The 23,909-nt window shown below is 73.4% G+C and carries 21 protein-coding genes; 10 read left to right on the top strand and 11 right to left on the bottom strand.

Annotated features, from left to right (window positions below; translation table 11 throughout):
* The first annotated feature begins 108 nt into the window (after positions 1 to 108).
* The 3 genes from HLA93_RS02630 to HLA93_RS02620 are packed head-to-tail and all read left to right on the top strand — an operon-like array spanning position 109 to position 3,978.
* Positions 109 to 1,215: an ABC transporter permease gene (locus tag HLA93_RS02630; RefSeq protein WP_222192700.1), complete on the top strand. Its 1,107-nt coding sequence runs from the start codon at positions 109 to 111 to the stop codon at positions 1,213 to 1,215.
* A gap of 1 nt (position 1,216) precedes the next feature.
* Positions 1,217 to 2,293 carry an ABC transporter permease gene (locus tag HLA93_RS02625; protein WP_222192699.1) on the top strand — a complete coding sequence of 359 codons (1,077 nt, stop codon included), beginning with the start codon at positions 1,217 to 1,219 and terminating at the stop codon, positions 2,291 to 2,293.
* Positions 2,290 to 3,978, top strand: a complete 1,689-nt coding sequence (locus HLA93_RS02620) for a dipeptide ABC transporter ATP-binding protein (RefSeq protein WP_222192698.1) — start codon at positions 2,290 to 2,292, stop codon at positions 3,976 to 3,978. The genes HLA93_RS02625 and HLA93_RS02620 overlap by 4 nt, the downstream gene beginning before the upstream one ends.
* Before the next feature lie 97 nt (positions 3,979 to 4,075).
* Here HLA93_RS02620 and HLA93_RS02615 read toward each other — a convergent pair whose 3' ends face one another.
* Complete coding sequence (locus tag HLA93_RS02615; protein ID WP_222192697.1) at positions 4,076 to 5,041, bottom strand: pirin family protein; 966 nt, start codon at positions 5,039 to 5,041, stop codon at positions 4,076 to 4,078.
* Between the two features lie 271 nt (positions 5,042 to 5,312).
* On the opposite strand from HLA93_RS02615, the gene HLA93_RS02610 reads away from it, so the two are divergent.
* Positions 5,313 to 6,632, top strand: a complete 1,320-nt coding sequence (locus HLA93_RS02610; RefSeq protein ID WP_222192696.1) for a glycoside hydrolase family 6 protein — start codon at positions 5,313 to 5,315, stop codon at positions 6,630 to 6,632.
* Positions 6,633 to 6,749: 117 nt separating this feature from the next.
* Here the strand turns inward: HLA93_RS02610 and HLA93_RS02605 are convergent, their stop codons facing one another.
* The 7 genes from HLA93_RS02605 to HLA93_RS02575 form a co-directional block, all read right to left on the bottom strand.
* On the bottom strand, positions 6,750 to 7,697 hold the full coding sequence (locus HLA93_RS02605; protein WP_222192695.1) for a glycoside hydrolase family 88 protein: 948 nt from the start codon (positions 7,695 to 7,697) through the stop codon (positions 6,750 to 6,752).
* A gap of 71 nt (positions 7,698 to 7,768) precedes the next feature.
* Positions 7,769 to 8,491, bottom strand: coding sequence for an SDR family NAD(P)-dependent oxidoreductase (locus HLA93_RS02600; protein ID WP_222192694.1), 723 nt, complete (start codon positions 8,489 to 8,491; stop codon positions 7,769 to 7,771).
* Positions 8,488 to 9,885 (bottom strand): GH1 family beta-glucosidase, encoded by a 1,398-nt coding sequence (locus HLA93_RS02595; RefSeq protein WP_222192693.1) that lies wholly within the window; start codon positions 9,883 to 9,885, stop codon positions 8,488 to 8,490. Before HLA93_RS02595 ends, HLA93_RS02600 begins: the two co-directional genes overlap by 4 nt.
* 121 nt (positions 9,886 to 10,006) lie before the next feature.
* Complete coding sequence (locus HLA93_RS02590) at positions 10,007 to 11,104, bottom strand: ABC transporter ATP-binding protein (RefSeq protein WP_222192692.1); 1,098 nt, start codon at positions 11,102 to 11,104, stop codon at positions 10,007 to 10,009.
* 49 nt (positions 11,105 to 11,153) lie between these two features.
* Positions 11,154 to 12,062 (bottom strand): carbohydrate ABC transporter permease, encoded by a 909-nt coding sequence (locus tag HLA93_RS02585; RefSeq protein ID WP_246625488.1) that lies wholly within the window; start codon positions 12,060 to 12,062, stop codon positions 11,154 to 11,156.
* Between the two features lie 9 nt (positions 12,063 to 12,071).
* Positions 12,072 to 13,064, bottom strand: coding sequence for a carbohydrate ABC transporter permease (locus tag HLA93_RS02580; protein ID WP_222192691.1), 993 nt, complete (start codon positions 13,062 to 13,064; stop codon positions 12,072 to 12,074).
* Between the two features lie 172 nt (positions 13,065 to 13,236).
* Positions 13,237 to 14,556 (bottom strand): extracellular solute-binding protein, encoded by a 1,320-nt coding sequence (locus HLA93_RS02575; RefSeq protein ID WP_222192690.1) that lies wholly within the window; start codon positions 14,554 to 14,556, stop codon positions 13,237 to 13,239.
* Between the two features lie 201 nt (positions 14,557 to 14,757).
* On the opposite strand from HLA93_RS02575, the gene HLA93_RS02570 reads away from it, so the two are divergent.
* The 4 genes from HLA93_RS02570 (at position 14,758) to HLA93_RS02555 (ending at position 19,543) form a co-directional block, all read left to right on the top strand.
* The gene (locus HLA93_RS02570; RefSeq protein WP_222192689.1) at positions 14,758 to 15,786 is read left to right on the top strand and encodes a LacI family DNA-binding transcriptional regulator; all 1,029 of its coding nucleotides are present in this window, start codon (positions 14,758 to 14,760) and stop codon (positions 15,784 to 15,786) included.
* A gap of 222 nt (positions 15,787 to 16,008) precedes the next feature.
* Positions 16,009 to 17,679 carry a circularly permuted type 2 ATP-grasp protein gene (locus HLA93_RS02565; RefSeq protein WP_246625487.1) on the top strand — a complete coding sequence of 557 codons (1,671 nt, stop codon included), beginning with the start codon at positions 16,009 to 16,011 and terminating at the stop codon, positions 17,677 to 17,679.
* A complete protein-coding gene (locus HLA93_RS02560; protein WP_222192688.1) occupies positions 17,673 to 18,623 on the top strand; it encodes an alpha-E domain-containing protein in 951 nt (316 codons plus the stop codon). Before HLA93_RS02565 ends, HLA93_RS02560 begins: the two co-directional genes overlap by 7 nt.
* The gene (locus tag HLA93_RS02555; RefSeq protein ID WP_222192687.1) at positions 18,620 to 19,543 is read left to right on the top strand and encodes a transglutaminase family protein; all 924 of its coding nucleotides are present in this window, start codon (positions 18,620 to 18,622) and stop codon (positions 19,541 to 19,543) included. Before HLA93_RS02560 ends, HLA93_RS02555 begins: the two co-directional genes overlap by 4 nt.
* Here HLA93_RS02555 and HLA93_RS02550 read toward each other — a convergent pair.
* Together HLA93_RS02550 and HLA93_RS02545 are read right to left on the bottom strand one after the other, a co-directional pair.
* Entirely contained in the window at positions 19,540 to 19,878 is a 339-nt protein-coding gene (locus HLA93_RS02550) for a winged helix-turn-helix domain-containing protein (protein WP_222192686.1), read from the bottom strand. The two genes, HLA93_RS02555 and HLA93_RS02550, sit on opposite strands and share 4 nt — an antisense overlap.
* Positions 19,875 to 20,300 (bottom strand): hypothetical protein, encoded by a 426-nt coding sequence (locus HLA93_RS02545; protein WP_222192685.1) that lies wholly within the window; start codon positions 20,298 to 20,300, stop codon positions 19,875 to 19,877. Before HLA93_RS02545 ends, HLA93_RS02550 begins: the two co-directional genes overlap by 4 nt.
* Before the next feature lie 154 nt (positions 20,301 to 20,454).
* On the opposite strand from HLA93_RS02545, the gene HLA93_RS02540 reads away from it, so the two are divergent.
* Both HLA93_RS02540 and HLA93_RS02535 read left to right on the top strand, forming a co-directional pair.
* On the top strand, positions 20,455 to 21,099 hold the full coding sequence (locus HLA93_RS02540; protein WP_222192684.1) for a dihydrofolate reductase family protein: 645 nt from the start codon (positions 20,455 to 20,457) through the stop codon (positions 21,097 to 21,099).
* Between the two features lie 43 nt (positions 21,100 to 21,142).
* Positions 21,143 to 22,993 (top strand): ABC-F family ATP-binding cassette domain-containing protein, encoded by a 1,851-nt coding sequence (locus tag HLA93_RS02535; RefSeq protein ID WP_222192683.1) that lies wholly within the window; start codon positions 21,143 to 21,145, stop codon positions 22,991 to 22,993.
* A gap of 94 nt (positions 22,994 to 23,087) precedes the next feature.
* On the opposite strand, the gene HLA93_RS02530 is transcribed toward HLA93_RS02535, so the two are convergent.
* Positions 23,088 to 23,780, bottom strand: a complete 693-nt coding sequence (locus tag HLA93_RS02530; RefSeq protein ID WP_222192682.1) for a hypothetical protein — start codon at positions 23,778 to 23,780, stop codon at positions 23,088 to 23,090.
* Positions 23,781 to 23,909 lie beyond the last annotated feature (129 nt).

The raw sequence follows: 23,909 nt of genomic DNA, 5'->3' as shown, positions 1-23,909 counted from the left end.
GACAGCGCAGCACGCAGCCCCGGGTGACCCGCAGCGCGGGTCACCCGGGGCTCGGCGCGTCCGGACCGGCGTGTCGAACGCACGAGCACACCTGATGGACTGGGAGCGATGACCACCACGACCACGGAGCCCACGACCGGCTCCACCGAGCCCGCCGGCGAGGCGACCCCGGCTCGCAAGCGCCGCAGCGGGGGTGGCGGGCTGGGCAGCTACGTGCTCATCCGCTTCCTGCTGATCTTCCCGACGATCTTCATCCTGGTGACGACCGTCTTCTTCCTGATGCGCGCCACCGGTGACCCGATCACCGCCGCGCTCGGTGGCCGGCTGCCCGCCGACCAGCTGGCCGAGCGGATCCGCGAGGCCGGCTACGACCGCCCGCTGTTCGCCCAGTACCTGGACTACCTGGGCAACCTGCTGCAGGGCGACTTCGGCACCACGCTCAGCGACCGCCGGCCGGTCAGCGAGGTGCTCACCACCTTCGGTGCGGCGACCCTCGAGCTGTCGGTCTACGCGCTGGTCGTCGCGTTCATCATCGGCATCCCGCTGGGCATGATCGCCGCCTACTTCCGCGACCGGACGCCGGACGCGCTGCTGCGGGTCTTCGCGATCCTCTGCTACGCCACCCCGGTCTTCTTCGCGGGTCTGCTGCTCAAGCTGATCTTCTCGGTCTGGCTGGACTGGCTGCCGGTCGCCGGCCGTGCCTCCACCATCGCCGAGATCCAGCTCCAGCGGGTGGACAACCCCACGGGCATCGCGCTCATCGACGCGATCCAGACCGGCGACGGCGAGGTCGTCAGCGACGTCCTGCAGCACGCCGTCCTGCCCTCGGTCGCCCTCGGCCTGCTCACCGCCGGGGTGTTCCTCCGGCTGGTGCGCACCAACGTCATCGGCACGCTGGGCACCGGCTACGTCGAGGCGGCCCGCTCGCGCGGCGTGGCGGAGTCCCGGCTGCTGCGCAAGCACGCCTACCGGCCGGCGCTGATCCCGATCATCACCGTCATCGGGCTGCAGATCGCCCTGCTGCTGGTGGGCGCGGTGCTCACCGAGACCACCTTCGAGTGGCGCGGCCTGGGCTTCCAGCTCTCCCAGTACCTGCAGGCGCGTGACTTCGTGGCGGTGCAGGGGATCGTGGCCCTGCTCGCCGTCATCGTCGCCGTCACGAACTTCATCGTCGACGTCATCGCGGCGCTCATCGACCCCCGGGTGAGGTACTGACATGGCGACCGCTGTCCCCACCCCCGAGCAGACCGGACGACGACGCTCCTGGCGCCGGCTGCCGGTCGTGCACCAGCTGCGGCAGAGCGTCGGCCTGCAGCGCGGCATGCTCATCGCCGGCCTGGTGCTGATGGGCCTCTTCGTCGTCACCGCGGTGTTCGCGCCGCTGCTCGCGCCCTACGAGTACGGCCAGCTGCGTGACGCGCAGGGCAGCTTCGGCGCCCAGCAGCCGCCCTCGGCCGAGCACTGGCTGGGCACCACCGTCGGCGGCTACGACGTGCTGTCCCGGGTCATCTGGGGCTCGCGCACCGCGCTCTACGTGATCGTCATCGCGGTGCTGCTGTCGATCGTGCTGGGCGTGCTGCTCGGCCTGGTCTCCGGCTACTTCGGCGGCTGGCTGGACCGCGTCCTGGTCGTCATCGCCGACGCCGTCTACGCCTTCCCGACGCTGCTGCTGGCGATCGTCGTCGCGATCGTGATCAGCGGCGGCCAGTCCCGGCTGTGGGGCGGCATCTTCGCTGCCGCCATCTCGATCACCGTCGTGTTCATCCCGCAGTACTTCCGGGTGGTCCGGGCCGAGACGGTGCGGATCAAGGCCGAGGCGTTCGTCGAGTCGGCCAAGGTGATCGGCGCCAGCAACCGCCGGATCATGACCCGGCACGTGCTGCGCAACGCCACCCGGACGCTGCCGCTGATCCTCACGCTGAACGCCTCCGAGGCGATCCTCACCCTCGCCGGGCTCGGCTTCCTGGGCTTCGGCATCCAGCCCACCGCGGCGGCGGAGTGGGGCTACGACCTGAACCGGTCGCTGTCCGACGTCTCCAGCGGCATCTGGTGGACCTCGGTCTTCCCCGGCGCCGCGATCGTGCTGACCGTGCTCGGGCTGACCCTGGTCGGGGAGAGCCTCAACGACCTGGCCGACCCCCGGCTGCGCACCCGCCGCCGGGCCGCCGACGTCCCGGAGGACGAGGTCGAGGACGCCCCGGCGGGCACCCCCGAGGTGTCGGCCGTCCCCGGTGGCACCCTCAGCGGCCCCGACGGGATCGGCGCCCCGCACACCGGAGGAACCCGAGCATGAGCGTCGTCGACATCAAGGACCTGCAGGTCACCTTCGCCACCGACGCCGGCAGCGTCGCCGCGGTCAAGGACGTCAGCCTCCAGGTGCAGGCCGGTGAGGTGCTGGCCATCGTCGGGGAGAGCGGCAGCGGCAAGACCGTCACCGCGCGCAGCATCCTCGGCCTGCTGCCGGAGACCGCCCGGGTGCGCGGCGCGGTGGTGCTGAGCAGCAAGGACGGCACCGACGAGCACGACGTCGTCCCGCTGCGCGGGTCGCAGCTGCGCGAGGTGCGCGGGCAGGACGCCGCCATGGTGTTCCAGGAGCCCTCCACCTCGCTGAACCCGGTCTACCCGGTGGGCTGGCAGATCGCCGAGGGGCTGCGGGCGCACGGGAAGCTCAGCAAGAAGGAGGCGCGGGTCAAGGCGATCGACGTGCTGCGCCGGGTCGGCATCCCCGACCCGGAGGAGCGCGTCGACCACTACCCGCACCAGTTCTCCGGCGGGCAGAAGCAGCGCATCGTCATCGCCCAGGCGCTGGTGCTCGACCCCGGCGTGATCATCGCCGACGAGCCGACGACCGCCCTCGACGTCACGGTGCAGGCCGAGATCCTCGACCTGCTGCGCCGCTGCCGGGACGAGTTCGGCGCCGCGATCGTGCTGATCACCCACAACATGGGCGTGGTCGCCGACCTCGCCGACCGGGTCGCGGTCATGTACCAGGGGCGGATCGTCGAGCAGGCCGACGTCCGCACGCTGTTCTCCGCCCCGCAGGACGCCTACACGAAGCAGTTGCTGGGTGCCGTCCCGCGGCTGGGCCAGGGCGTGGAGCGCACCCGGGAACGGGCGGCCGGCCGGCAGGCCGGCTGGGAGACGGCCACCCCGGTGGTCGAGGCCCGCGACCTGCGGATCGTCTACCCCGGCCGGCTGCGCCAGCCGGACTTCGTCGCCGTCGACGGGGTCAGCTTCGCCATCCGGCCCGGTGAGGTGCTGGGCCTGGTGGGGGAGTCCGGCAGCGGCAAGACCACGATCGGCCGGGCCATCGCCGGGCTGACCAAGGTCGGTGGCGGGTCGCTGCAGGTGCTGGGCACCGAGATGAACGGCATGAAGGAGCGGGCGTTCCGGCCGGTGCGCGAGCGGATCGGGTTCGTCTTCCAGGACCCGGCGTCCAGCTTCAACCCGCTGCTCACCATTGCCGAGGCGGTGGCCGAGCCGCTGGTGGTGCACAAGCGCGCCAAGGACCCGGCCGCGGCGCGGGCCCGGGTCGACGAGCTGCTGGAGGCGGTGCAGCTGCCGAAGGCGTTCGGTGACCGGTTCCCGCACGAGCTCTCCGGCGGGCAGCGGCAGCGGGCGAGCCTGGCCCGCGGGCTGGCGCTGGACCCGGAGCTGCTCATCGCCGACGAGCCGACCTCCGCTCTCGACGTCTCGGTGCAGGCCCGGGTGCTGGAGCTCTTCGACGAGCTGCAGCGCGAGCTGGGGTTCGCGGCGCTGTTCATCAGCCACGACCTCGCCGTCGTCGACCTGCTCGCCGACCGGATCGCGGTGCTCTACCGCGGCCGGCTGGTCGAGGAGGGCACCGGCGCCGAGGTGCTGGGCGCGCCCAAGCACCCTTACACGCAGCGGCTGCTGGCCTCCCTGCCGGTGCCCGACCCGGACGAGCAGGCCGCCCGCCGCACCCAGCTGCAGGCCCTCCGCGACGCCGACTGCTGAAGGGCCCCCTTGCCCCCCACCCCTCGCACGCTCGGGGCGGGACCCTGCAAGGGGGCCGGTGGGGCGGCCATGTTGGCGAACATGGCCGCCCCGGGGGTCAGCGGACGCGGCCTCGGGGCTTGAGGGGGAGCGGGGGCAGGGCCGGGGCGCCGAGCCGGTGGCCGTCGAAGCCGGGGACGTCGAGGAACCGGTCGCCCTCGGCCCACTCCCGGGCGTACTCGGCGATCTCGTCCCCGGAGCGTCCGACGAAGTTCCACCACATGACGATCCGCTCCTCGAACGGCTCGCCGCCCAGGAGCAGCAGCTGGGCCGGTGCCTCGGTGCGCAGCCGGACGGTGCGTCGCCCCGACCCCAGGTAGAGCATCGCGCCGGGGGTCAGCGGCACGCCCTCGACGTCGGCGGAGCCCGAGGCGGTGAGCAGGCCGTACTCGAAGTCCGGCTCCAGCGGCAGCTCGACGTCGGCACCGGCGGACAGCGCGAGGTCCACACCGACCAGCGGGGTGTGCGCCGTCCCCGGTGAGGTCGCCGCGCCCATGGTGCCCATCAACACCGTCGCGGTCACGCCGTCGGAGGTGAAGCCGGGCAGCGCGGTGTGGTGTTCGAACGCCGGGGCGACGTCGCGCACCGCGTCGGGCAGCGCCACCCACAGCTGCGCGCCGTGCAGGTACCGCGGGTGCACCGCCGGCGACTGCTCGGCGTGCGCGATCGCGTGCCCGGCGGTCATCAGCGCGAGCTCGCGCGGCCGGATCACCGCGTCGCTGCCGAGCGAGTCGCGGTGGTGCACCTCGCCGTCCAGCAGCCAGGAGACGGTCTGCAGGCCGGTGTGCGGGTGGGGGAGCACCTGCATGCCGTCGGCGCCCCACACGTCGTCCGGGCCGTAGTGGTCGACGAATGCCCAGGCGCCGACCAGCCGCCGGCCGAGGGTGGGCAGCAGCCGGCGGACGTGCGTCGCCTCGCCGAGCAGCACCTCCTTGCCCGGCAGCAGGTCCAGTGCCGGCCGGGGCGACGCGGCGGCCAGCCCACCGAGCTCGTGCGCGGCCGGCCGGGGCTCGAGGTTGCTCATGACCGTCTTCCTACTCGCTCGGACGCCGGGCGTCGTGCGCGACGCGTGCCGAGCCGGGAGCCGCTCGGGGCTCCCCGCGCCCGGCGTCGAGGGCGGCAGGCGCCGGGTCCGGTGGCCCTGCCCGGTTCCGGTACGAGGGCGTCTTGCGCACGGCCGCACAGCCGGGGCAGAGTGTGACCGCTCCCACACACCACGCCGCGGTCTCACCCGGCGTCCCGAGAGAGCGCTCTCACGGCGATCCCGCCGTGGTCCCCCCGACGACAGGACGACGATGTTCTCGACTCCCCGCCGCCGGCGTGCGTCGCTGCTGGCCGTCTCCGCGGTGATCGCGGTCGGCCCGCTGGGCCTGGCCGGGCCGGCCGCCGCCGCCCCACCCGTGGCCGAGGCGCCGGCTCCTGCCGCGCCGCTCGCCCCGGACACGCGCTTCACCACCCCGGTGCCCGACCCGGGCGCCGTCCGGCAGACCATCGACCTCGCCCGGCAGCAGCGCTTCGGGGACGCCGAGCTCATCGCCCGCGAGGCGGCCACCCCGCAGGCCATCTGGTTCACCGACGGGACGCCCAAGGAGGTGCGGCAGGAGGTCCGGCGGGCCTCGGCGCTGGCGGCGGCCACCCGCTCCGTGCCCACCTACGTCGTCTACAACGTCCCCGGCCGGGACTGCTCGCAGTACTCCTCCGGCGGGGCGGCCGACGACGCGGCCTACCGCGCCTGGGTCGACGGCTTCGCCGCCGGACTGCGGAAGGGCCAGCAGATCACCGTCGTCATCGAGCCCGACGGCCTGGCGCTGATGCCCGGCGACTGCCCGCCCGGCACCTACCCCGAGGGCACCGCGCCGACCGACGAGGGCCGGCTGGCCGACATCACCTACGCCGCCGCGGCGATCGAGCGGGCCAACCCGGCGGCGCTGGTCTACCTGGATGCCGGCCACGTCGGCTGGCACGCCGTCGGCGACATCGCGGAGCGGCTGGACGCCGCTCAGGTCGAGCAGTTCCAGGGCTTCGCCCTCAACGTCTCCAACTACCAGTACACGGCCAACCTGCAGCAGTACGGCACCTGGATCTCCTCTTGCCTGACGCTGATCACCGTGACCGCTCTGCCCTCGAGCGAGTGCGGCAGCCAGTACTGGAGCGGCGGGCCGGCCAACGACTTCCAGGGAGTGGCGCTGGACCCGCTCCAGCAGTGGAGCGACACCGCGGCCGATCCCACGGCGAACACCGCCGGGGTGAACAGCCGCTACGACCAGCAGCTCGGTGAGCTGGAGCCGACCGCGCACTTCGTCGTCGACACCAGCCGCAACGGCCGGGGCCCGTGGGTGCCGGACACCACGTACCCGGACCCGCAGACCTGGTGCAACCCGCCGGCCCGCGGTCTCGGCCCGCGCCCGGACGCCCAGCCGGCCGCGGAGTTCCCGCTGCTGGACGCCTACCTGTGGGTGAAGACGCCCGGCCAGTCCGACGGTCAGTGCAACCGCGGGATCGCCGGGTCCGCCACCGACCCGGAGTGGGGCGGCATCGTCGACCCTGCCGCCGGGGCCTGGTTCCCGGAGCAGGCGCTGGAGCTGGCCCAGCTGGCGGTCCCGCCACTGCGCTGAGCAGCCACCCGGCCACCCCGCGGCCATGTTCGCCGACACGGCCGCTTGCCGCCCGGGACCGAGCGGCCATGTTCGCCAACATGGCTGCTCGGTCTCGGGGGCGGGGAGCGGGGGTGGTCAGGGCGCGCGCCACCGGCGGTGGGCGGCGTCGGCCAGCAGGAGGAAGGCCTGGGCCTCGGGGGAGGAGCCGGGGCGGTCGAAGTGCGGTGCGGCGCTCGCGCCGGTCACCCGGCCGAGCTCGTCCACCCGGGCGGCCACCGCGCCCAGCAGCGACTCGCCGGTCGCGCCGTAGGACGGCGGCAGCCAGCCCTCGGCTGCCCCGGTGAGCGCCGCGGTCGCCAGCATCGCGGCCACGTTGGTGTCCGCGGGCCCGGCCGGGTCGTCGAGCACGTCGCCGAAGAGCCCGTCCGGACGGCGGTGCGCCAGGCAGACGTCCAGCAGTTCGCGCACCTGTACGGCGACCACCCGGGCGTCGTCCGCGGGGAGCCGGCCGACCGTGCGCGCCGCGCCGGCGGCGACCCAGCCGTTGCCGGTGCCCCAGGGGCGGGCGTCGGCGAGCGCGACGGCGTCCTCGTCCCACCGCGCCGCCCACAACCCGGTGCCGGGGTGGCGCAGCCGGGCCCGGTGGCCGGCGAGCTGGGCGAGGGCGGCGGCCGGCTCGCCGACCGCCGCCAGGAACGGCACCACCATGTAGACGGTGTCGGACCAGACCTGCCGGCTGCCGAGCAGGTGGAACAGCGTGCCGTCCGCGGCCCGGGGCGCCCCGCTGGTCAGCCAGGCCCGCTGCCCGGCCACCGCCGCGGTCAGCGCCGGGTCGCCGGTGCGGACGGCGAGGGCGTGCACGAGCTCACCGACCGCGCCGCTGTTCACCGCGCACGCCGGGTCCAGCTCGGCCAGCCGGCCGTCGGCCCGCTGCCGGGCCACCGCGTCGTCGACCAGCGCGCGCAGCGGGCCCGCCGCGCCGGCCTCGTCGAGCACGGCGGCGGTGAGCCCCTGGTCCCAGGAGTGGCGCTGGGCCACCAGCAGGCAGTCGAGCACGCGCCGGCGGGTGTCCGGATCGAGCACGGCAAGGTCCTCCCGGACGACTCGAGCCCCGGCCCGAGGTGCAGGCCAGGGCTCGAGCAGAGGTGATGAGGTCAGAACGAGATCTCGGCGCCGTCCTTGAAGATCCGGCCGGTCACCGACGGCGGCTCGCGCAGCAGCGCCAGCGCGCCGGTCGCGCTCTCCTCCGGGGTCCCCGGCGCCTCGTCGCCGCCGAGATCGGTGCGCACCCAGCCGGGGTCCAGGGCGTTGACCGCGACCTCGCCGGCGAGCTGGGCGGCCTGCATGAGCACCAGGCCGTTCAGCGCCCACTTGCTCACCCGGTAGCTGCCGATCCCGGCGTCCCGGATGAGCTCGGTGGTGCCCGCGCCGGAGCTGACGTGCACCACCTGCGGCTGGTCGCCCTTGCGCAGGGCGGGCAGCAGCGCCAGCACCAGCCGGTGCGGGACGACGCAGTTGACCAGCAGGCTCTCCTCGAGCGTGCCGGCCGGCTCGTCCTCGAAGCGGGCCTCGCGGGCGAGCATCACCCCGGCGTTGTTCAGCAGCACGTCCAGCGCACCCCACCGCTCGCCGACCGCCTCGGCCAGCCGTCCGGGCGTGGCCTCGTCGGTCAGCTCGGCGACGACGGCGGTGAACGAGCCGGGACCAACGGCCAGCTCCGCGGCCAGCCGGTCGAGGGCCGCGGCGTCCCGGGCGGTGCCGAGCACGTCGGCGCCGGCCGCGACCAGCTGCCGGGCGACGGCCGCGCCGACCCCGCGGGAGGCGCCGGTGAGCAGCACCCGGCGTCCCGCGAGGTCGGCGGTGGAGGCGTCGGTCACTCGCCGTCCTTGGCGCTGCGGATGACGTCGGCGTAGGCGCGGGCGCTGTCCTTCGGCGTCCGGACCTGGGTCTCGTAGTCGACGTGCACGATGCCGAAGCGCTGGTCGTAGCCGCGGGCCCACTCGTAGTTGTCCAGCAGCGACCAGGCGAAGTAGCCGCGCACGTCGGCGCCGGCGTCCATCGCCTCGGTCATCGCGGCCAGGTGCCGCAGCAGGTAGTCGACCCGCTCGGGGTCGTGCACCTGGCCGTCGGCGGAGACCTCGTCGGGCCAGGCCGACCCGTTCTCGGTGATGAACATCGGCAGGCCCGGCGCCACCCCGCTGATCCAGGTCAGCAGGTCGGTGAACGCCTCCGGGTTGATGCCCCAGCCCATCGTGGTGGTCGGGCCCTCGGGCTCCAGGTCCTCGACCAGCTCCGCGCCGATGAAGGTCGGGTGCTTGCCGCTGGGCTCGCTGAGCGCGCGCACGGTGGACTGGAAGTAGTAGTTGATGCCCAGCCAGTCGACCGGCGTGGAGATGATCTCCAGGTCGCCGTCCTGCACCGGCAGCGGCGCCCCGGCCGCGGCCAGGTCGTCGACGACGTCGGCCGGGTACTCGCCGGTGGCGATCGGCACCAGGAACATCCGGTTCTGCTGGCCGTCGAGCCGGCGGGCGGCGTCGACGTCGGCCGCGGAGTCGGTGGCGGGCTTCATCGGGGTGAAGTTCAGCGTGATGCCCAGGTGGTCGGCGCCCTTGTCGCGCATCACCTGGGTCGCCAGGCCGTGCCCGAGCAGCAGGTGGTGCACCGCGCGGGAGGCCTCGACCGGGTCCTGGTGGCCGGGGGCGTGCTGGCCGGCCATGTAGCCCAGCAGCGAGCTGCACATCGGCTCGTTCAGCGTCGACCAGTGCGGCACCCGGTCGCCCAGGGCGTCGTAGACCACGCCGGCGTACTCGGCGAAGCGGTAGGCGGTGTCCCGGTTCGTCCAGCCGCCCTGGTCCTGCAGCGCCTGCGGGAGGTCCCAGTGGTACAGCGTCAGCCAGGGCGCGATGCCGGCCTCGAGCAGCTCGTCGACCAGCCGGCGGTAGAAGTCCAGGCCGCGCTGCTCGATCGCGCCGGCCCCGGCCGGGAGCACCCGCGGCCAGGAGACGGAGAAGCGGTAGGCGTCCAGGCCGAGGTCCTTCATCAGGGCGACGTCCTGGGGGTACCGGGTGTAGTGCTCGACGGCGACGTCGCCGGTGTGGCCCAGGTGGGTCTTGCCGGGGGTGTGGCTGAAGGTGTCCCAGATCGAGGGCCCACGGCCGTCGACGTCGACCGCGCCCTCGATCTGGTAGGCGGCGGTGGCGGCGCCGAAGGTGAAGCCGGGCGGGAAGGACAGCCCGGAGGCGGTGTCCGGGCGCACGTCGGTCGATGTCATGGCGGTGCTGCTCCTTGCGAGGGCGTGGAGGGACCGCACGGCGAGGTCAGGCCGCGCGGAGGAGGAGGGGGCGGCCCCCTGCAGGGGCCCGCCGGGAGCTCGGGAGCGGTGGGGGTCTCCGTCAGTCGACCCGCTGCTGAGTCTGGGCGTCGAAGACGTGCAGGGCACCTCGGTCCGCGCTCAGCCACAGCTGCTGCCCGGTGGTGACGGGGGTGCGTGGCTCGGTGCGGACCACGAGGTCGGCGGAGTGCAGGACGTCGTCGGGGGCGTCGGCCAGGGAGGTGTAGAGGAAGGCGTCCGAGCCCAGCTGCTCCACGACGTCGACCCGCACCGGCAGGCCCTCGCCGGGGCCGGCCAGGCGCACCGACTCGGGCCGGAACCCGACGGTCACCTTCCCGTTGCTCGCCGCGGCCCGGGTCAGCTGGTCGCGGGGGACCGGCAGCACCGCGCTGCCGACCTGGACGCCGCCGTCCACGGCGTCGCCGGTGACCAGGTTCATCGCGGGCGATCCGATGAAGCCGGCGACGAAGACGTTGGCCGGGCGGTCGTAGAGCGCGCCGGGGGTGTCGCACTGCTGCAGGACGCCGTCCTTGAGCACCGCGACCCGGTCGCCCATGGTCATCGCCTCGACCTGGTCGTGGGTGACGTAGACGGTGGTGGTGCCCAGCCGGCGCTGCAGGGCCGCGATCTGGGTGCGGGTCTGCACCCGCAGCTTGGCGTCGAGGTTGGACAGCGGCTCGTCCATCAGGAACACCTGCGGGTTGCGCACGATCGCCCGGCCCATGGCCACGCGCTGCCGCTGGCCACCGGAGAGGGCCTTGGGCCGACGGGAGAGGTAGGGCTCCAGGTCCAGGATCTTCGCCGCCTCGCGCACCCGGGTGGCCCGTTCGTCCTTGCCGATGCCGGCCAGCTTGAGCGCGAAGCCCATGTTCTCCTCGACCGTCATGTGCGGGTAGAGGGCGTAGTTCTGGAACACCATCGCGATGTCGCGGTCCTTGGGCGGGGCGTCGGTGACGTCCTTGTCGCCGATGACGATCGACCCGGAGTCCACCTCCTCCAGCCCGGCGAGCATCCGCAGCGAGGTGGACTTCCCGCACCCGGACGGCCCGACCAGGACGAGGAACTCGCCGTCGGCGATCTGCAGGTCCAGCGAGTCGACCGCCGGCCGCTCGGCCTTGGGGTAGATCCGGCTGGCCTGCTGGAAGGACACGGTGGCCATGGTCAGGGCCTCTCGGGAGAAGGGAGGGGGGACGGAGCTGCGCAGTGGGTCATCCCTTCACCGCGCCCTGCATGATGCCGCCGACGATCTGCTTGCCCAGGATTGTGAAGACGACGAGGACCGGCAGCGTGCCGAGCAGGGTGCCGGCCATGATCACCGACTGCTGGGGGACGTAGCCGGAACCGAGTCCGGCCAGCGCCACCTGCACCGTCGGGTTGGCGGTGGTCAGCGCGATGAGCGGCCAGAAGAACTCGTTCCAGGCGGTCAGGAAGGTCAGCATCGCCAGCACGGCCATCGCCGGCCGGGCGACCGGGACGACGATCGACCAGAAGATGCGGAACGTCGACGCGCCGTCGACCCGGCCGGCCTCCAGCAGCTCGTTGGGCAGCGAGGAGATCAGGTACTGGCGCATGAAGAAGACGCCGAAGGCGCTGACCAGCGTGGGCAGGATGACCGCCTGCAGCTGGTTCACCCACTGCAGCTCGGCGATCATCATGAACAGCGGGATGACCGACAGCTGGGTGGGCACCATCATCGTGCCGATCACCAGGGCCAGCAGGACGCCCTTGCCGCGGAAGGCCAGCTTGGCGAAGGCGAACCCGGCCAGCGTGCAGAACAGCACGGTGCCGACGGTGATCGCGCCGGAGACCAGGATCGAGTTGAGGATCGCCTTGCCGATCGGCGCCTGCTCCAGCGCCAGCTTGAAGTTGTCGAACAGGCTGGCGTTGGGCAGGAACGGCGGTGGGGTGGCGGCGATCTCGGCGTTCGTGTGCGACCCCGCGACCAGGGTCCAGTACAGCGGGAAGATCGACACCAGCGTCGTCAGCGTGAGCAGCGTGTAGGTGACCGGGCCGGGCTTGCCGGCCCTGCGGCCGCCCCGGCGCCGGCGGTGGGCGGTCGGTGCGGCGGGGGAGGGGTCCCGACCGGCGTCGGGGACGGGGGGAGCGAGCGTCGCCATGCCGGTCTCCTACCGGTCGGCCCGGGCGCGGAGGCGGCCGATGACGGCGTTGACCCCCACGATCACCAGGATGATCATGAACATCGCCCAGGCGGTGGTGGCGGCCTGTCCGATGTGGAAGTTGCTCCAGCCCTGCTGGTACATCAGCAGGCCGAGCGTCTGGTACTGGCCCGAGGAGCCGCCGGAGGTCGTGCCGTTGCCGGCGAACAGCAGCGGCTCGCCGAACAGCTGGACCGCACCGATGGTCGAGACGACGACGGTGAACAGGATCGTCGGGCGCAGTGACGGGATCGTGACGTGCAGGAACTGCTTCCACCGGCTGGCTCCGTCGATCTCGGCGGCCTCGTAGAGCTCACCGGGGATCGACTGCATCGCGGCCAGGTAGATCAGCGCGTTGTAGCCGGTCCAGCGCCACGTCACGATCACCGCGATGGCGAACTGGCTGGTCCACGTGCCGGACTCCCAGTCGATCCGCTCCAGGCCGACGGCTTCCAGCATCGTGTTGATCAGGCCGTAGTCGCGGCCGAAGAGCTGGGCGAAGACGAGCGTGGCGGCGGCGATGCTGGTCGCGTAGGGCATCAGCATCGCGGTGCGGAAGAAGGTGCGGCCGCGCAGCTTGTAGTTGAGCAGGTGGGCCAGGCCCAGGGCCATGCACAGCTGCGGGACCGTGGAGAGGATCCCGATCGTGAGGGTGTTGCGCGCGGCGTTCCAGAAGAACTCGCTCTGCAGCAGGTTGCGGTAGTTCTCCAGGCCCACCCACGTGCCGCCGTCGATGTTCGACAGGCTCGTGCGGTGCAGCGAGACCCAGGCGGTGTAGAGGAACGGGTACAGGCTGAAGGCGCCGAAGACGAGGAAGAACGGGGCGACGTAGGCGTAGCCCCAGTTGTTGCGGGTCAGCTTGGTCCGGCGGCGCGCGGCCGGCGGGCGGTCGGGGTCGAGCTGGCTGACGACCGTGGGCGCGGCGATCAGCGCGTCACGGGGGCTCTGGCTCGCGATGGTCATGCGGGGCCTCGGGGTCTCGGGGACGGGGCGGATCCGGGGTGTCCCCGGGGGCCGGAGCGGGCCGGGGTGTCCAGGCGGCAGGGACGTCGTCCGGCCGCGGGACCGGTGCAGGTGCCCGGGAGCGGGGGTCGCTCCCGGGCACCGCGTCCGGTGGGTGCGCTGAGCCGGTGGCTCAGCCGCCGATGGCCTGCTCCGAGGCCTTGATCGCGTCCTGGAACGCCTCGTCCGGGTCGGTGCCGTTCGACGCGATGTCCGTCAGCGCCGTGGTGAACGCCTCCTGGATCTGCGTGTCGTACGGTCCGATCGGGGTGCGGCGGATGCCCTCCGCGGCGGCACCGAAGATCTCGCCGGTGGGGGCACCGCTGAAGTACTCGTTCACCGCGTCCTTGACCTGCGGGTCGTCGGCGGCCGTCGGGCTGGACGGGAAGTGGGCCGTCTCGGTGAACAGCTTGATCTGCTGCTCGGGGGCGGTCAGCCACTCGGCCAGGTCCTTGGCGGCCTCGACGTTGTCACCGTCCGCGGGGACGCCGAGGAACGAGCCACCCCAGTTGGAGGCGGACTCGCTGGAGCCGGGCAGCGGGGCGATGTCCCACAGGCCGGCGCCGGCGTCGCCCATCTGGGAGTTGATGTAGCCGAGCATCCAGGCCGGGCAGGCGATGGTGGCGAACGCGCCGTTGGAGAAGGCGGCGTTCCACTCGTCACCGAACTGCGACAGGTTGGCGGTCAGGCCCTCCTCGGCCGCCTGGCTGGCGAAGCCCCAGGCCCGCTCGACGCCGCTGCTCTCCTCGGGGATGGGGTTGCCGTCCTCGTCGTTGTAGGCCTCGTCGCCCTGGTAGACCGACGAGGAGAAGATGCTCGCCGGGCTGTCCAGGATCGGGTTGCCGGTCGTGGTCTTGTACTCGCGCGCCACGTCGAGGTAGGCGTCCCAGGTGGGCCACAGCTCGCCGACCTCGGTGCGGTCGGTCGGCAGCCCGGCCTGCTGGAAGAGGTCCTTGCGGTAGCACATGGCCTGGGGGCCGGAGTCGGTGCCGAGGCCGATCGTCTGGCCATCCTGGGTGGTGGCCTGGCCCCACTTCCAGTCGTAGAAGTTGCTCTCGAGCTCGTCGGCGTTCTCCTCGGCGGCGAAGTCGACGAACGCGTCGGCGTGGTTCGCGACGACGTCGGCGATGAAGCCGATCTCCAGGGCCTGGATGTCGTCGAGGCCGGAGCCGGCGGCCAGCCGGGTCTGCAGCGACTTGTAGTAGGCCGCGGACTGGGCGACGTTGTTCTGCTCGATGGTGACGTTCGGGTGGAGCTCCATGTACTCCTCGTAGAGCCCCGCGTTGTCGAAGTCCATCGTCCCGAACGTGCCGACGGTCAGGGTGACCGGGGCGTCCGGGTCGTAGTCGGCGGCGTCGGCGCTCGCGTCGTCCGAGCCGCCGCACCCGGCGGTCAGCAGGACCGCGGCCAGAGCCGCCCCCCACGCCGCCCTGCTCCTCGTGGAATGGAACATCTGACCTCCTGGGTCCTTCCCGGGACGGGTGCTCCGATGCACCGTCCGCCGGGGGCGTGAGAACGCTCTCACGGCCGTGGCGCACAGAGTGGTCTGGGCCACAAGCGACTGTCAAGTAACAGGTGGGTAACGCCCAGGGGCTGTCGGAGAGCGCTCTCACGGTGCACCATGTGCGCACCCGCCCGAGCACTGGAGACCCGCATGACCGACCTGACCTCGCGCGCCGCGTCGCCGACGCTGGACGAGGTCGCCGTGCTCGCGGGCGTCTCGCGTGCCACCGTCTCCCGGGTCGTCAACGACTCGCCGAAGGTGAGCCCGGAGGCCCGCCAGGCGGTGCTGTCCGCGGTGGCGGAGCTGCGCTACGTGCCCAACCGGATGGCCCGCAGCCTGGTCACCCGGCGCACCGACACGGTGGCCCTGGTGCTCAACGAGCCCAACACCCAGGTCTTCTCCGACCCGTTCTTCGCCAGCATCGTCCGCGGCGTCTCCGCGACCCTGGCCGACACCGACCTGAACCTCGTGCTGCTCACCGCACAGGACGAACGGGAGCAGCAGAAGATCGGCCGGTACGCCCGCCAGGGCCACGTGGACGGCGTGATCCTGATGTCGGTGCACAGCGACGACCCGCTGCCGGACATCCTGGAGGAGGCCGGCATCCCACTGGTGCTGTGCGGCCGGCCGTTCGACGACCGCGCGGTGGCCTTCGTGGATGCGGACAACCGCGGCGGCGCGCAGGAGGCGGCGGCCCATCTCGCCGCTGCCGGGCGCCGGCGGATCGCCACCATCACCGGTCCGCTGGACATGATCGCCGGGGTCGACCGGCTGGCCGGCTACCAGGCCGGGCTGCAGGCAGCCGGGCTGGAGGTGTGCTCGGACCTGGTCGCCGAGGGCGACTTCACCGAGGTCGGCGGCGCCCGGGCCATGGCGGAGCTGCTCGATCGCGCGCCCGACCTGGACGCGGTGTTCGTCGCCTCGGACCCGATGGCGGTGGGCGCGCTCCGCGCGCTGCGCGAGGCTGGCCGGCGGGTGCCCGAGGACGTCGCGGTGGTCGGCTTCGACGACGCGGCGATCGCTGAGCGCTGCGACCCGCCGCTGACCACCATCGCCCAGCCGCTCACCGACATGACGCCGCTGCTCACCGAGCTGCTGCTGCGCCAGATCGAGGGGGTGGGCGGGCCGGCCGAGTCCCGGGTCTGCCGCACCCACCTGGTCCGCCGCGCCTCCGCCTGACGGCGGTGCGCCCGGCGACCGCCCCGACGCCCTGGCCCGGCCACTGGTCAGGTGACCTGATCAGTGGCCGTCCTCCCGCAGCAGCGTTGGTGCAGGAGGACGGTCATCGGTGCGGGAGGACGGGCGGTCAGGGGCGCGCAGGGCGCGGGTCGCACACCGGCGCCGGTCGCCAGGTCGTCGCGCCGAAACGCGAGGGACACACGGTCTGTCTAGGTTCGTCGCATGGCGGACCTCTTCGACGGCTACCCGCTGGGGCAGCAGTGGGACGAGATGTTCGCGGCCCCCGGCCGCCCCCGCGCGCCCTACTCCGGCCTGTTCACCTCGCTGCAGCCGATGTCGGGGGAGGAGCTGGCCGCGCGGGCCGACGTCCTGTCACAGACCTACCGGGACGCCGGCGTGACCTTCGCGCACGCCGGCGAGGAGCAGCCCTTCCCGCTCGACATCGTGCCGAGGGTGATCGGACACCAGGAGTGGGCGGTGATCGAGCGCGGCGTCGGCCAGCGGGTCCGGGCGCTGGAGGCCTTCCTGGCCGACGTCTACGGCGCCGGTCAGGTGTTCGCCGACCGGGTCGTGCCGCGCAGCGTGGTCACCACCAGCGCGCACTTCCACCGGGCCGCGCACGGGCTGGTGCCGCCCAACGGCGTCCGGGTGCACGTCAGCGGCATCGACCTGGTGCGTGACGAGGCAGGTGACTTCCGGGTGCTGGAGGACAACCTCCGCTCGCCGTCCGGCGTCAGCTACGTCATCACCAACCGCGCGGCGATGAGCCAGGTGCTGCCCGAGCTGTTCGCCGACCACCGCATCCTGCCGGTCGCGGACTACCCGGGCCGGCTGCTGGCCGCGCTCAAGGCCTCCGCGCCGCCGTCGGTCGCCGATCCCACGGTCGTGCTGCTGACCCCCGGCGTCTACAACTCCGCCTACTTCGAGCACGCGCTCCTCGCCCGGCAGATGGGGGTGGAGCTGGTCGAGGGCCGTGACCTGGTCTGCTCCGGTGGGCAGGTGAGCATGCGGACGACGGACGGGCAGCAGCGCGTCGACGTCATCTACCGCCGGATCGACGACGAGTTCCTCGACCCGGTGCACTTCCGGTCCGACTCGGTGATCGGCTGCGCCGGCGTGCTGAACGCCGCCCGGGCCGGGCGGGTGACGATCGCCAACGCGGTGGGCAACGGGGTGGCCGACGACAAGCTGCTCTACACCTGGGTGCCCGACCTGATCCAGTACTACCTGGGCGAGCAGCCCATCCTGCAGAACGCCGACACCTACCGGCTCGACGAGCCCGACACCGTCGAGTGGGTGCTGGCCTCCCTCGACCAGCTGGTGCTCAAGCCGGTCGACGGCTCCGGTGGCAAGGGCATCGTGATCGGCCCGCGCGCCGACGAGCGGACCCTGGAGGAGCTGGCGGTCAAGGTGCGCAGCAGCCCGCGGGACTGGATCGCGCAGAAGCCGATCGGGCTGTCGACGTCCCCGACGCTGATCAACGGCCGGATCGCCCCGCGGCACGTCGACCTGCGCCCGTTCGCGGTCAACGACGGGGACGACGTGTGGGTGCTGCCCGGTGGGCTGACCCGGGTCGCGCTGCCCGAGGGGGAGCTGGTGGTCAACTCCAGTCAGGGCGGCGGCTCGAAGGACACCTGGGTGATCACCCCGCCGAGGCCGGCGGTGGAGTCCGCGCCCGAGCACGAGGTCACCCGGATCGAGTTCACCACCGCCGACCTGCCCGCCGACCCTCCGGCCCAGGACCCCGGCCCGCCGAACGACAACGCCGTGGCCCAGTCCCAGCAACAGCAGCAGACGGCCATGTTCGCCAACATGGCCGCTGGGCGGCGACGTGCGGAGCCGGGAGACGGCCATGTTGGCGAACATGGCCGGGGGGAGGGTGCGCCGTGCTGAGCCGGATCGCGGAGTCGCTGTTCTGGATCGGCCGCTACGTGGAGCGCGCCGACGACACCGCGCGCATCCTCGACGTGCACACCCAGCGGCTGGTCGAGGACCCGTGGATCGACGAGCGCCGGGCCTGCGCGAACCTGCTCGCGCTGATGGGCGCGCCCTGCGCTGACGACGAGGCGGACACCGAGCGGGTGCTGTCCACCCTCGCGTTCGACCGGGCCAGCCCCAGCTCGATCACCGGTGCGCTGTCCGCGGCCCGGGAGAACGCGCGCGGCGCCCGCGAGGTGCTGTCGGCGGAGATCTGGGAGTCGCTCAACGTCACCCACAACGCGCTGCCCCAGCAGCGCACCATGGCCCGCCGGTACGGCCCGCACTCGCTGTTCCGGTTCGTGCGCGAGCGGTCGGCGATGGTGTTCGGCCTGGCCGACGCCACGATGAGCCGGGACGAGAGCTGGCTGTTCCTCATCCTCGGGCGCTCGCTGGAGCGGGTCGACATGACCGCCCGCATGCTGTCCACCCGGGTGCTGGCCGGGGACGCCGCTCCGTCCTGGACGCTGGTGCTGCGCTCGACCGGCGCCTACGAGCCCTACCTGCGCACCTACCGCGGTGCGGTGAACTCCAGCCGGGCCGCGGAGTTCCTGCTGCTGGACCGGCTCTTCCCGCGCTCGGTGTTCGCCTCGCTGGAGCAGGCGGAGGGGTGCCTGGCCGAGCTGGAGCGGGCCAACGTCCGCGAGGGCCACCGGATCGGGGTCGCCGGCGAGGCGCACCGGATCGTCGGCCGGGCGCGGACGATGTTGGAGTTCATGCAGACGGACGAGATCCTGGCGAAGCTGCCGACCCGGCTCGACGAGCTGCAGCGCACCTGCTCGGCGGCCAGCGAGGCGGTCACCGGCCGGTTCTTCACCGAGCAGGCACCACAGGTCTGGGTGCCGGAAGGGGCGGCGTGATCGTGGTGCCCCAGTCGCAGCGGCAGACCGGTCCCACCCAGTTCCACGCCCAGACCGGACCCGTCCGGGTGCCGAGCGACCGCTGGCGGCTGCAGGTCGTGCACCGCAGCGAGTTCCGTTACGGCGGCCCGGTGCGCTCCTCCTACAACGAGGCGCGGATGACCCCGGAGAACAGCAGCCGGCAGACGACACTGCGCTCCCGGGTGGAGATCGAGCCGACGGCCACCGTGCACGCCTACCGCGACTACTGGGGCTCCACGGTCACCGCCTTCGACACCCACGGCCCGCACACCGAGCTGGTCGTGCAGGCCACCTCGGTGGTGGAGGCCGGCCCGGAGCCGGAGCTGCCCGACCCGGTCGACTGGGCCGAGCTGGCCACCCCCGACGTCCTGGACCGGTTCGGGGAGGTGCTGCGGCCGACCCCGCTGACCGCGATGGACGCCCCCGTCGTCCAGGACGTGCGCGAGCTGGTCGGGGACGCCGACCCGCGGGAGGCCGGGCAACTGGTGTGCCGGTTCGTGCACGGGCACATGGAGTACCTGACCGGCTCGACGAACGTGAAGACCAACGCGATGCAGGCCTGGACCACCGGCAAGGGCGTCTGCCAGGACATCTCGCACGTCTCGGTCGGCCTGCTGCGCGCGCTGGGCCTGCCGGCCCGCTACGTCTCCGGCTACCTGCACCCCAGGCCATCGGCCGGCATCGGGACGGCGGTCACCGGGGAGAGCCACGCCTGGGTGGAGTGGTGGGACGGCGGGTGGTCCGGCTTCGACCCGACGAACGTCGCCGAGATCGGCCCCCGGCACGTCACGCTCGGCCGGGGCCGGGACTACTCCGACGTCCCGCCGCTCAAGGGCATCTTCTCCGGCCCGCGCAGCGAGGGCTCGACCGTGACCGTGGAGGTCACCCGGCTGGCCTAGCCGCCCTCGTGCGATGCCGCACCGGCCCGGGGTGCGGGCGTGGCGGTGCCACGGGCCCGAGCGACGAGCTCCTCGAGGTCGGTGAGGTAGGCGTCGAAGGCGGCGCGGCCGCCAGGGGTCATCCGCGCCGACGTGCTCCGGTGCGCGGACCGGTCCTTGCGCACCTCCACGTAGCCGGCGGTCTCCAGGGCGCTGAGCTGCTTGCTCAGAGCCGAGTCGCTGGTGCCGATGGTGTCGCGCAGGAACGCGAAGGTGACCCATTCGGCCGGGGCGAGCAGGGACATGACGCTCAGTCGCGCGGGGGTGTGCAGGAAGTCGTCGAGCGGTCGGGTCATCCGCGCAGGCTCCGCGCTTCCCGCGCCTGGAGGGGGCCGACGCCGAACACGACCACCAGCGCTGCCACCACGCCACCGATCGTGCCGGGCAGCGGCCAGTCCGCGGTGCGGGCCAGGTGCATGACGACGACGCCCAGCCAGCCGGCCCCGATGAGCGCCGCCCCCCAGGCCACCGCCCAGCGGCGCGACCGCCCGGTCCGGGGCAGCCGGACACCGCGCAGCTGCGAGGCGAGCCCGAGCAGGATCACCATCCACGGGACGAGCCAGTTCATGTCCGCGTCGCGGGCCGCGCCGATGGTCAGGCAGGCCAGCACCAGGGCGGCGACGAACCGCCGGGGCCACGGCGCGCTGCCCTCGTCCAGGGCCTGCGCGCGCCGCCGGCGCACCTCGGTCAGTGCGCCCTGCGGGTCCAGCTCCGGCACGGTGGTCTCCTCTCCCTCGTGTTTCCTGTCAGGAAAGTACGCCCTGTTTTCCTGTGAGGAAAGCCCGACCCGCAGTGCGGGACGCCGGGGCGGCGATGAGTTCCGGGGCCCGCGGCGGTCTCTCCAGGCAACGACCACGTCAGAGGAGGGACACGTGCCGCAGCTGCTCAGGGTCCACAACTTCATGCTCTCCAGCGACGGCTTCGGCGCGGGGGAGGGGCAGAGCCTGGAGCGGCCGTTCGGCCACGCCGACCCGCAGGTGCTGGGCGCCTGGGCGTTCGCCACCGCGAGCTGGCCCAACCGCACCGAGCCCGGCGGCACCCGCGGCCTGGACGACCACCTCATGCGCGAGTTCGGGCGCAACATCGGCGCCGAGATCATGGGCCGGAACAAGTTCGGCCCCCAGCGCGGCCCCTGGCGCGACCACGAGTGGCAGGGGTGGTGGGGCGACGAGCCCCCGTTCCACACCCCGGTGTTCGTGCTGACCCACCACGAGCGGCCGTCGTTCTCGCTGTCGGACACGACGTTCCACTTCGTCAGCGGCGAACCGGCCACGGTCCTCGAGCAGGCGAAGGCTGCCGCGGGTGGCCGCGACGTCCGGCTCGGCGGGGGAGCCACCACCGTCCGGGAGTTCCTGGACGCCGATCTGGTCGACACCCTGCACGTGGCGGTGGCGCCGGTGGAGCTCGGCGCGGGGTCGCGGCTGTGGACGTCGTCCGACGAGCTGCTCGACCGGTTCCACCGGGAGGTCGTGCCCAGCCCGAGCGGGGTGACGCACCACCTGTTCTGGCGACGCTGACACCCCGTCGGCCGCCCCGGCGCACCTGGGATGCTGGGCGGTGATGAGCGCACCCCTGAACCTGGTCAACCTGGAACGGGTGTCGAAGGCCCACGGGACGACGGTGATCCTGGACGACGTCTCCCTGGGCGTCGCCGCCGGCGAACGGATCGGTGTCGTCGGCCGCAACGGCGGCGGCAAGTCCACCCTGCTCGGCGTCCTCACCGGCACCCAGGAGCCCGACTCCGGCCGGGTCACCCGCCGCGGGGACCTGGCGATGGGCGTCCTCGACCAGACCGGCACCCTCCCGCCCGGGACGACGGTGCGCGACGTGGTGCTGCCGGCCTCCCGGTTCGCCGCCGAGCACGAGTGGGCCGGTGACGCCGCCGTCCGCTCGGTGCTCACCGGCCTGGAGCTCGACCGGATCGGGCTGGACTCCCCGGTGGCCCCGATGTCCGGCGGCGAGCGGCGCCGCGTGGCGCTGGCCGCCCAGCTGATCCGGCCGCTGGACCTGCTGGTGCTCGACGAGCCGACCAACCACCTGGACGTCGAGGGCGTGGCGTGGCTGGCCGAGTACGTGAAGGCCCGCACCGGCGGGCTGATCGTGGTGACCCACGACCGCTGGTTCCTCGACGAGGTCTCCACCACCACGTGGGAGGTCGCCGACGGGAGCGTGCACGCCTACGAGGGCGGCTACTCGGCCTACACCCTGGCCCGGGCCGAGCGGGCCCGGATCGCGAACGTCACCGAGGAGCGCCGGCTCAACCTGGTGCGCAAGGAGCTGGCCTGGCTGCGCCGTGGCCCGCCGGCCCGCACCAGCAAGCCGAAGTTCCGGATCGAGGCGGCCCAGGCGCTGATCGCCGACGAGCCGCCCGCCCGCGACACCATGGCGCTGGCCGGCTTCGCCGCCCGGCGGCTGGGCAAGACGGTCTTCGACGTCGAGGACGTGACCTACACGGTGCGCGGCCGCGGCGAGGACGCCGAGGACCCAGCGGGTCCGGCCGACCCGGACGGGCCGCGGGAGCGCACCCTGTTCCGCGACCTGACCTGGCACGTCGGCCCGGGCGACCGGATCGGCGTCGTCGGGGTGAACGGCGCGGGCAAGACGTCGCTGCTCAAGCTGCTGGTCGGGGAGGCACAGCCGGACGCCGGCCGGGTCGTCGTCGGCCAGACGGTGTCGGCGGCGTACCTGTCCCAGCACGTCACCGAGCTCGATCCCCGCCAGCGCGTGCTGGAGGCGGTGCAGGACGTCGCCCGGATCGCCAAGATCGGCAACCAGGAGATCTCCGCGTCCACGCTGGCCGAGCGGTTCGGCTTCGCCGCGAACCGGCAGTGGACGCCGGTGGGCGACCTCTCCGGTGGCGAGCGGCGCCGGCTGCAGCTGCTCCGGCTGCTGATGGCCGAGCCGAACGTGCTGCTGCTCGACGAGCCGACCAACGACCTGGACATCGACACCCTCACCGCGCTGGAGGACCTGCTCGACGGCTTCCCCGGCACGGTGCTGGTGGTCAGCCACGACCGGTACTTCGTCGACCGGGTCTGCGACTCGGTGGTGGCGCTGATGGGCGACGGCTCGCTGGCCGCGCTGCCCGGCGGGGTGGAGGAGTACCTGCGGCGGCGCGCCGCCGGCGAGGCCGCGCTGCCCGGGTCGGGGTCGGCGGCCCCGGTCGGCAGCAGCTCGGCGCCCGCCCACAGCGCGGCGGACTCGCGGGCGGCCCGCAAGGAGGCCTCCCGGCTGGAGCGCCGGATGCTCAAGCTCGACGCCGACGAGAAGGCGCTGCACGAGCAGCTGGCCGCCGCCGCCACCGACTACGGCAGGGCGGCCGAGCTGGACGCGCGGCTCAAGGCGGTCCAGGCGGAGAAGGAGCAGGTCGAGACCGACTGGCTGGCCGCCGCGGAGATCGCCGAGGGCTGACCCCCGCCCGGGGCCGGGTGACCTGATCGTGCGTGCTCCTGGCTCACCGCAGGAGGTGGGCCAGGAGCACGCGAGGTGGGCCACGACGGCGTCGTCAGGCGGCACCGGCCCGGGCGCGCTGCAGCATCCGGAGCCCGACCACCACCGCCGGCACGGCCCCCAGCAGTGCCAGGGCGGCGTACGGCAGAGGCGAGAAGGTCAGCGCGAAGGACAGCCCGAGGCCGATCAGTGCCGGCGCGAGCAGCCACCAGCCGGTGACCCCCGCCCGGGCCAGGCCGGCGCAGACCACCAGCGGTCCGAGCAGGCCCAGCACGGTCACGGTGCCGACGACGGCCATGCCGGGTGCGGCCTGCACGGTGTCGAACAGCGAGACCGCCGTGTCGGCGGGCAGCTCGCGGCCCAGGGCGCCGGTCCAGAAGTCCGACAGGACCATGCCCGCGACGCTGACCATGCCCAGGACGGCCATGAGCGCGCCGGCGACGGTGGTCAGCCGGCCGCGCCGGCCGCGGACCAGAGCCGGGGCGGCGAGCCAGCCCACGCCGGTGGCGAGGGTGCCGTAGTGCAGCAGCAGGGCGGACAGGGCGGTGCGTCCCTCGTCGCGGGCCAGCGCCTCGACGTAGTCGGCGGAGGCCATCGAGTCCTGGGGCGGGGACGTCGCCATGCCGGCCGCGTAGAGCAGCTGGCCCACGATCAGCGCGCCGCCGGCGATCGGCAGCAGCAGCGAGCCGGCGCTGCGGGGAGTGCGGGAGTCGGTCGCCGGGGGAGAGGGGATGAGGTCGGTCGTCATGGCGGCAACGCTAGGAACGGCCCGCTGACCTGCGCGTCCGTCGTGAGGCGCCCACCTGGTCCCCCCGTGCGGCGGACGGCCCGGGTCCCGCGGTCCGTCGCGCGGTGGATGCCCGGCGGTGCGTGCGGC

It is taken from the genome of Modestobacter italicus, from assembly GCF_019799965.1.
GTDB lineage: Bacteria > Actinomycetota > Actinomycetes > Mycobacteriales > Geodermatophilaceae > Modestobacter > Modestobacter italicus_A.
The sequence above is the reverse complement of the archived record's forward strand: the minus strand, read 5'-3'. Positions and strand labels throughout refer to the sequence as shown.

Coding starts and splice junctions, on each gene's coding strand:
- HLA93_RS02615 (WP_222192697.1), bottom strand. CDS start 5,041: ATGAGCAACCTCGAGCCCCGGCCGGCCGCGCACGAGCTCGGTGGGCTG.
- HLA93_RS02535 (WP_222192683.1), top strand. CDS start 21,143: ATGAGCGCACCCCTGAACCTGGTCAACCTGGAACGGGTGTCGAAGGCC.
- HLA93_RS02620 (WP_222192698.1), top strand. CDS start 2,290: ATGAGCGTCGTCGACATCAAGGACCTGCAGGTCACCTTCGCCACCGAC.
- HLA93_RS02595 (WP_222192693.1), bottom strand. CDS start 9,885: ATGACATCGACCGACGTGCGCCCGGACACCGCCTCCGGGCTGTCCTTC.
- HLA93_RS02580 (WP_222192691.1), bottom strand. CDS start 13,064: ATGACCATCGCGAGCCAGAGCCCCCGTGACGCGCTGATCGCCGCGCCC.
- HLA93_RS02585 (WP_246625488.1), bottom strand. CDS start 12,062: ATGGCGACGCTCGCTCCCCCCGTCCCCGACGCCGGTCGGGACCCCTCC.
- HLA93_RS02630 (WP_222192700.1), top strand. CDS start 109: ATGACCACCACGACCACGGAGCCCACGACCGGCTCCACCGAGCCCGCC.
- HLA93_RS02565 (WP_246625487.1), top strand. CDS start 16,009: ATGGCGGACCTCTTCGACGGCTACCCGCTGGGGCAGCAGTGGGACGAG.
- HLA93_RS02610 (WP_222192696.1), top strand. CDS start 5,313: ATGTTCTCGACTCCCCGCCGCCGGCGTGCGTCGCTGCTGGCCGTCTCC.
- HLA93_RS02575 (WP_222192690.1), bottom strand. CDS start 14,556: ATGTTCCATTCCACGAGGAGCAGGGCGGCGTGGGGGGCGGCTCTGGCC.
- HLA93_RS02590 (WP_222192692.1), bottom strand. CDS start 11,104: ATGGCCACCGTGTCCTTCCAGCAGGCCAGCCGGATCTACCCCAAGGCC.
- HLA93_RS02550 (WP_222192686.1), bottom strand. CDS start 19,878: ATGACCCGACCGCTCGACGACTTCCTGCACACCCCCGCGCGACTGAGC.
- HLA93_RS02530 (WP_222192682.1), bottom strand. CDS start 23,780: ATGACGACCGACCTCATCCCCTCTCCCCCGGCGACCGACTCCCGCACT.
- HLA93_RS02625 (WP_222192699.1), top strand. CDS start 1,217: ATGGCGACCGCTGTCCCCACCCCCGAGCAGACCGGACGACGACGCTCC.
- HLA93_RS02570 (WP_222192689.1), top strand. CDS start 14,758: ATGACCGACCTGACCTCGCGCGCCGCGTCGCCGACGCTGGACGAGGTC.